The following is a 5,298-nucleotide window of genomic DNA, read 5'->3' as shown; positions in this document are numbered from 1 at the left end:
GGTCCACGGGGCACCTCCTCGTGCTAAGGTGTGCCCCCCTATTAAACACGGACCCTTACACATAAATCCTTACACGACCCACCTGCGGCGATAGCAACGGGCTTAGGTCTAGGGTCAGCGCGCCTGCCATCCGTCTCAGTCGGCATTGATAGAAGCTCATGTATCCCCGGTTTGAAAACCGGGGGATTATAGCCCCCACCCCCTCTTTTCTAGAGGGGAAAACGTGGGATGCCCTCGCCTCCCTGCCCTCCTGGCGGAAGATCGCCGGTGTACCGGACAAAGACCTGGAGCTCAGCCTCTGGCGCTGCCCCCGGTGCGGGGTCCGGGGGTTCGTGGACCTGGAGGTGCTCCAGACCAGGCTCCGGGGCGAAAGGGGCGAGGAGACCGCCCGCCGCCTCGTCCACTACGCCCCCCTCAACGGGGAGGCCCTGCGGCGGGCCTTACAGAGCCTGGAGCAAGGGGGCGGGGACCGTTAAGCCCCGTGTAAGGTCCCGCCTTCATGCTAAGAGGAGAAAGGAGGTTGGATGAGAAAGCTCAGGAACCTTTGGTGGTTGGCCCTTGGCCTTGCGGCGTGCGCTATCCCGTTCAACTACCCCTTGGATCTCCTGTCCTACCTAGAGGTGGAGGGCACCTTCCAGGTGAATCAGGGGGGCATCAGCCCCAACCCAAAGACCTTGGGGCCGGTACAAGTCACCTACACCCCCGACCCCAGGATCACCCTCTCCGGGGCCACGCTGGAGCTCAAGGTGTGCTTCACCTCGGAAACACCAGGGGCCACCTTCAGCGGCGACCTGAACTACGCCGCCTACCTGGGGGGCGATGCCGGGAACCTCTTTGACCCCGGGAACCAGGTGGCTCAGGGGAGCGGGGACGTGAGCGGCCTCAACAACGGCCCCGTGTGCGTGGAAAAGCAGGCGAGCCTAAGCCCCACCCAGCTGCAGGCGGTGCAGAGCGGCGTCTTCTACGTGGCGGCCCGCATCTCTGGCACGGCCCAAAGCAGCCAGGAGGCCACCATCCGATACCGCGCCGAGGTCTTCCGCCTCCACCTGAGCGGCACGGCAGGGCGATAGGAGGGCGAGATGAAACACCTGGTTTGGCTCACCGCCCTGTCCTCTTGGGCCTTGGCCCAGTTCGGCCCGCTCCCCGGCATGGGCCAGCCCCTCCCCAACCCAGCGGGGGGTCAGGTGTACCAGAACCCCGCCCTGGGCCTGGTCTTCCCCGTCCCCCAGGGGTTCCAGCTGGCCCAGGAGCTGCCCCAGCAAGGGGGGATGGTGGTCCTCTTCCTGAACCCCATGGGGGCGGAGCTCTACGCCTTCAGCCAGCCCCTGCCGGGCCCCATGGACCTCCAGGCCTTCCACCAGTACAACCTCCAGCTCCTAGCCCAGCGGGACCAGAACCTGGCCGCCCAGGGGGGGCAGGCCACGCGGCAGCCCCTCTCCGGCCTCACCCTGGCGGGGCGGCCGGCCCTGGGTGTCTACAGCCAGATCCTCTACCAGGGGCAGCAGTACCTGGATCTGGCTGTCTACACCGTGGAGGGGAACCGGGTCTACGCCTTCCAGCTCACCGCCCCCGCCCAGGTCTTCCCCCAGGTGCAGCCCCTGTTCCAGCAGCTCCTGGCCCAGGCGAGGATCGCCCCCGGGGGCCAGGCCCCGTTCCCCAGTCCAAGCCCCATCCCCTTCCCCCCAAGCCCCGGACCGATGCCTCCCGGCCCGAGCCCTACACCCTTCCCCCCAGGTCCCGGACCGGTGCCTCCCGGTCCCGGCGGGAACTCCCTTCTCCCCTCCTTCCCGGGCGGGGGGCAGTACCCGGCCCCACCCCCCATCGCCCCCCAGCCCCCTTCCTCGGGAGGCGGAGCCCCCCAGGCCCGCCCACCCTTCACCCCGCCCACGGACCGGGTGGTGGGGCTCCGCTACGGGCGGGAGCGAGGAGACGGGCAGCGCTACGCCGTGGCGGTGGGGGGGCTTTCCTACCGCATCGAACCCGCCGGGAACGGGCACTGGCGGGTGACAGAGGTGGTGGAGGACGAGGGGGGCAAGGAGCAGAACACCTTCCTCCTGGACGCCCTGGGGCTCCAGGATGGGGAGGACGTCCTCCTACCCCCGGTGTGGCACACGGGACGGACGGAGTACGGGGGGGAACGGTTCACCCGCGCCGCCCAGGGCGGCCTCACGGTCTACCGCTACCAGGATGAGAAAACCCGCGTGGAGTTCGCCTACCGCCCGGACGGCTGGCTGGCCCACCTGGTCTACTGCGACCTCACCCGCAAGCAGAACCCGTGCACCCGGTACACCCTCTTGGAGGTGCGCTGATGCGCTATGCCCTGGCGGCGCTCCTCCTCCTCGGCCCGGCCCTGGGCCAGGCGGTGCGCACCACGTTGACCCCTGGGGAGCTGGAGCGACTCCTCGCCTCCCTGGGTTGGAAGTACGAGCAAACCTTCGACTGGGGGGCATCCGTGGAGTACCGGGTGGAGGTCCAGGGGGATAAGTTCGGCCTCTTCCTGGCCAACTGCGAGGGAAAGGAGCCCCGCTGCCTAAGCCTCATGCTCCGGGCCCGGCCTGACCTCCCCGAAGGCCCCTCCCTGGAACACCTCTTCCGGGTACTCCAGTGGAACCGGGACTACCGCTTCAGCCGGGCCTACGTGGATGAGGGGTTCTACCCCGTTCTGGAGGCAGACCTCCTCCTGGAGGGGGGCGTGACGGACCGTGCCATCGTGGCCTTCTTCCACACGTTTCTGGAAAGCTGGCAGGAGTTTGTGGCGTACGTCAGCCAGAAGGAGGGAAAGCGATGAAGAGAGCGTGGCGGAGGCTGGGGGGCTTGGGACTCCTCCTCTTGGCTTGGGTTCTCGCCCAGCAGTTCTCACCCCCGCCGGATTTCGGTCAGTGGGAAGCGGTGCGGCAACGGGCCCACGCCCAGTGCCAGGGGTACCTCTCCCAAGGCGGCGGCCAGGGCATTCAGGGCTACTTCGCCTGCCTGCAGCAGGCGGCCTTCCAGCTGTGCCCAGGGGGGGTGCCCTTCCAAGGCCCCACGGACCCCATGAGCTACGCCGCCTGCAACGCCGCTGCCACCGCGGGCTATCCCTACCCGGTTAAGCCCGTCCTCACCGGGCCCAGCTACCGCGTGGAGGTGGTGGGAGGTGTGGAGCGCGAGCGGGACCCGCGCACCAACCAGGTGATCCAGGAGAGGCCGGTTACCCCCAGGCTCCTCTTCACCCTGGAGCGCACCCCCCAGGGCACCTACCGGGGCGTAAGCTACGGCCAGAACGGGCAACCCCTGAGCTACTACTTCGTAACCCCCGCCTGCGAACTCCTCACGGCCAACAACCAGCCCGCCTGGGATGGGATCCTCTGCCCCCTAAACCCCAGAAAACCCTACCTGGTCACGCCTCTCCCTTCCCCCATTCCAGGCATGCCCCCCAACCCCCGGTTCTTCCAGGCGGGCCGGCTTCAGGACGATTTCGACGGCGATGGCGTGGTGGAGGAAGGGTACCTGGCCACCGGGGGAAGCGGGGGGCGGAGCTTCACCTCGGGCTGGGCCGAGGCCTGGGGCTATGACCCCCGGACGGCGCGGCTGAAGTTCTGGTACTCCATGGCCGCCCGGGAGTCGCAAAGCGCCGCCACCACGTACAACATGGAACGCCTGCTCCTCTTGCGGGTGCGGTGAGGACCCATGGGCGAGCGGCTGACCTACCAACCGTGGCAGCTTCGGGCCGCCCGCTCGCGCCTCCTCGGGGGAGGCCTCGCCATCCTCCTTCTCCTTTGGCTCGCCCTGGCCGGCGGGGGCTTCCTCTCCCTCCTCGCCCTGGGAGGAGCGGCGCTGGGAGGGCTCTACCTCCTCCGCACCGCCTGGGAACCCTTAAGGCGGCGAAACCTCGTGGTGGAGCTCGTGGCTGAGGGAGCGCGGGTGAACGGCGTCCTCTACCCCAAGGAGGCCTTCCAAGGAGTAGAGGGACCCCGGGGAAGCTGGACCTGGCTGGAGAAGCGCCCAAACAGCCTCCAACCCTACAAGCTTCACCTCGCCCCCCCCTGGCAAAAGGGCCCCCTCTTCCGCCTCCGCTTCCGGGAAGCGAGCCTTCCCCTCCCCCTAGACCTCCCCGGCTGGGACCGGATCCTCCGCCACCTGGGCCTTTCCTGGCGGGACCACCCCGGGCTCGTCCGCTACCTAATGAGCGCCACGGGACCCGCCTGGCTCAACGGCCTCCTCTATCCCCCGGAGGAGGCCCCGCCGGGGTGGGAGGCGGCCCGGAGGCGCTACCGCGCGGCCTGGGCTTGGCTCTGGCTCGGACTGGCCCTCGTGGGGGCATCGTTCCTGGCCGTGGACTACCAGGCTCGAGGCCTCCAATCCCGCCTGAGGGAGGGGGAAAGCCTGGCCCTGGACCCCCAGCCCTTCGTCCCCCTCTTCGCCCTGGGCCTTCTCGGACTCCTGCTGGCGGCGGGCGCCTTTCTGCGCCACTTCAACCTGGGGCGGGGGCGGCCCGGGTGGGTGGTGGCCTATAACCCGTTGCAGACGCGAGGTGACCATGGCAAACCAAGCTAGGATTCGGCTTATTTGGCCCAAGACAGGCCGGGACTGGCTGGCGTTCCTCCTAATCCTCGGGCTCATTCTGGGACTCGTGGGGAACCTTTTGCCCAAGGGGCAAAAGGAGGTCCAGGCTGGCTCGGTGCGGCTCAAGGTTCCCCAAGGCTGGGAGGTAAGGGAGATCTCGGGTGGCTGGGCTTTGATAAGTCCCCTGGAAGGGAAAGGGGATGCCTTCCGGGAAAACCTCACCCTCCTTCGCGAACCCCTGCGCCAGCCCCTCCCCAGCCCCCTTTACGCCCAGGTGGTGGCCCAGCGCGCCGCCCAGCACCTCCAGGATTTCGCGCCTGGAAGGATCGCCCGGGTACGGCTGGGATCGGTGGAGGCGGTGGCCTTCAGCGCCCAGGGAAGATACGGGGGTCGGCTTCTAGAGTACCTGGTCTACGCTTTCACCGTAGGCCAAGAAGGGTACCAGATCACCCTGACGGCAGAACCGGGCAAGCTCTCCCGCCTCCAAGGTCCCTTGCATGAGGCGCTCTCCCCCCTGGCGGCGCTGTCCTCCACGGCAGAAGCCCCTCCAAGCAATCCCCCGGCCCCCTCGGGCAGCCCGGACTGGGAAAACGCCCCGGCGCCCGAACCTGGGGTCTGGAGCCCCAATCTCCCCTCGGGCAACGGGGCCCTGCCGGCGGAACCCGAGGCCCTTTCCGGGTCGTGTAAGGATTTATGTGTAAGGGTCCGTGTTTAATAGGGGGGCACACCTTAGCACGAGGAGGTGCCCCGTGGACC

At 68.3% G+C, this 5,298-nt stretch carries 7 protein-coding genes; all 7 read left to right on the top strand.

From position 1 onward, the window contains the following. The first annotated feature begins 158 nt into the window (after positions 1-158). The 7 genes from L0D17_RS12825 to L0D17_RS12795 are packed head-to-tail and all read left to right on the top strand — an operon-like array spanning position 159 to position 5,257. Positions 159-476 carry a hypothetical protein gene (locus L0D17_RS12825; protein ID WP_243095660.1) on the top strand — a complete coding sequence of 106 codons (318 nt, stop codon included), beginning with the start codon at positions 159-161 and terminating at the stop codon, positions 474-476. Between the two features lie 48 nt (positions 477-524). After that, positions 525-1,070 (top strand): hypothetical protein, encoded by a 546-nt coding sequence (locus tag L0D17_RS12820; RefSeq protein ID WP_243095659.1) that lies wholly within the window; start codon positions 525-527, stop codon positions 1,068-1,070. Positions 1,071-1,079: 9 nt separating this feature from the next. Further along, the gene (locus L0D17_RS12815) at positions 1,080-2,309 is read left to right on the top strand and encodes a DcrB/PsbP domain-containing protein (RefSeq protein ID WP_243095658.1); all 1,230 of its coding nucleotides are present in this window, start codon (positions 1,080-1,082) and stop codon (positions 2,307-2,309) included. Then, complete coding sequence (locus L0D17_RS12810) at positions 2,309-2,788, top strand: YbjN domain-containing protein (RefSeq protein ID WP_243095657.1); 480 nt, start codon at positions 2,309-2,311, stop codon at positions 2,786-2,788. Before L0D17_RS12815 ends, L0D17_RS12810 begins: the two co-directional genes overlap by 1 nt. Then, positions 2,785-3,660, top strand: a complete 876-nt coding sequence (locus tag L0D17_RS12805) for a hypothetical protein (RefSeq protein ID WP_243095656.1) — start codon at positions 2,785-2,787, stop codon at positions 3,658-3,660. Before L0D17_RS12810 ends, L0D17_RS12805 begins: the two co-directional genes overlap by 4 nt. Before the next feature lie 6 nt (positions 3,661-3,666). Beyond that, positions 3,667-4,533: a hypothetical protein gene (locus tag L0D17_RS12800; RefSeq protein WP_243095655.1), complete on the top strand. Its 867-nt coding sequence runs from the start codon at positions 3,667-3,669 to the stop codon at positions 4,531-4,533. Continuing rightward, a complete protein-coding gene (locus L0D17_RS12795; RefSeq protein WP_243095654.1) occupies positions 4,517-5,257 on the top strand; it encodes a hypothetical protein in 741 nt (246 codons plus the stop codon). Before L0D17_RS12800 ends, L0D17_RS12795 begins: the two co-directional genes overlap by 17 nt. Positions 5,258-5,298: the final 41 nt, after the last annotated feature.

The organism is Thermus thalpophilus, from assembly GCF_022760915.1.
GTDB classification, from domain to species: domain Bacteria; phylum Deinococcota; class Deinococci; order Deinococcales; family Thermaceae; genus Thermus; species Thermus thalpophilus.
This window is presented reverse-complemented; position numbering and strand designations above follow the sequence as displayed.

Bases quoted from the DNA above. Each gene is read 5' to 3' on its own strand.
- L0D17_RS12820 (WP_243095659.1), top strand. From the start codon at position 525: ATGAGAAAGCTCAGGAACCTTTGGTGGTTGGCCCTTGGCCTTGCGGCG.
- L0D17_RS12795 (WP_243095654.1), top strand. From the start codon at position 4,517: ATGGCAAACCAAGCTAGGATTCGGCTTATTTGGCCCAAGACAGGCCGG.
- L0D17_RS12805 (WP_243095656.1), top strand. From the start codon at position 2,785: ATGAAGAGAGCGTGGCGGAGGCTGGGGGGCTTGGGACTCCTCCTCTTG.
- L0D17_RS12800 (WP_243095655.1), top strand. From the start codon at position 3,667: ATGGGCGAGCGGCTGACCTACCAACCGTGGCAGCTTCGGGCCGCCCGC.
- L0D17_RS12810 (WP_243095657.1), top strand. From the start codon at position 2,309: ATGCGCTATGCCCTGGCGGCGCTCCTCCTCCTCGGCCCGGCCCTGGGC.
- L0D17_RS12825 (WP_243095660.1), top strand. From the start codon at position 159: ATGTATCCCCGGTTTGAAAACCGGGGGATTATAGCCCCCACCCCCTCT.
- L0D17_RS12815 (WP_243095658.1), top strand. From the start codon at position 1,080: ATGAAACACCTGGTTTGGCTCACCGCCCTGTCCTCTTGGGCCTTGGCC.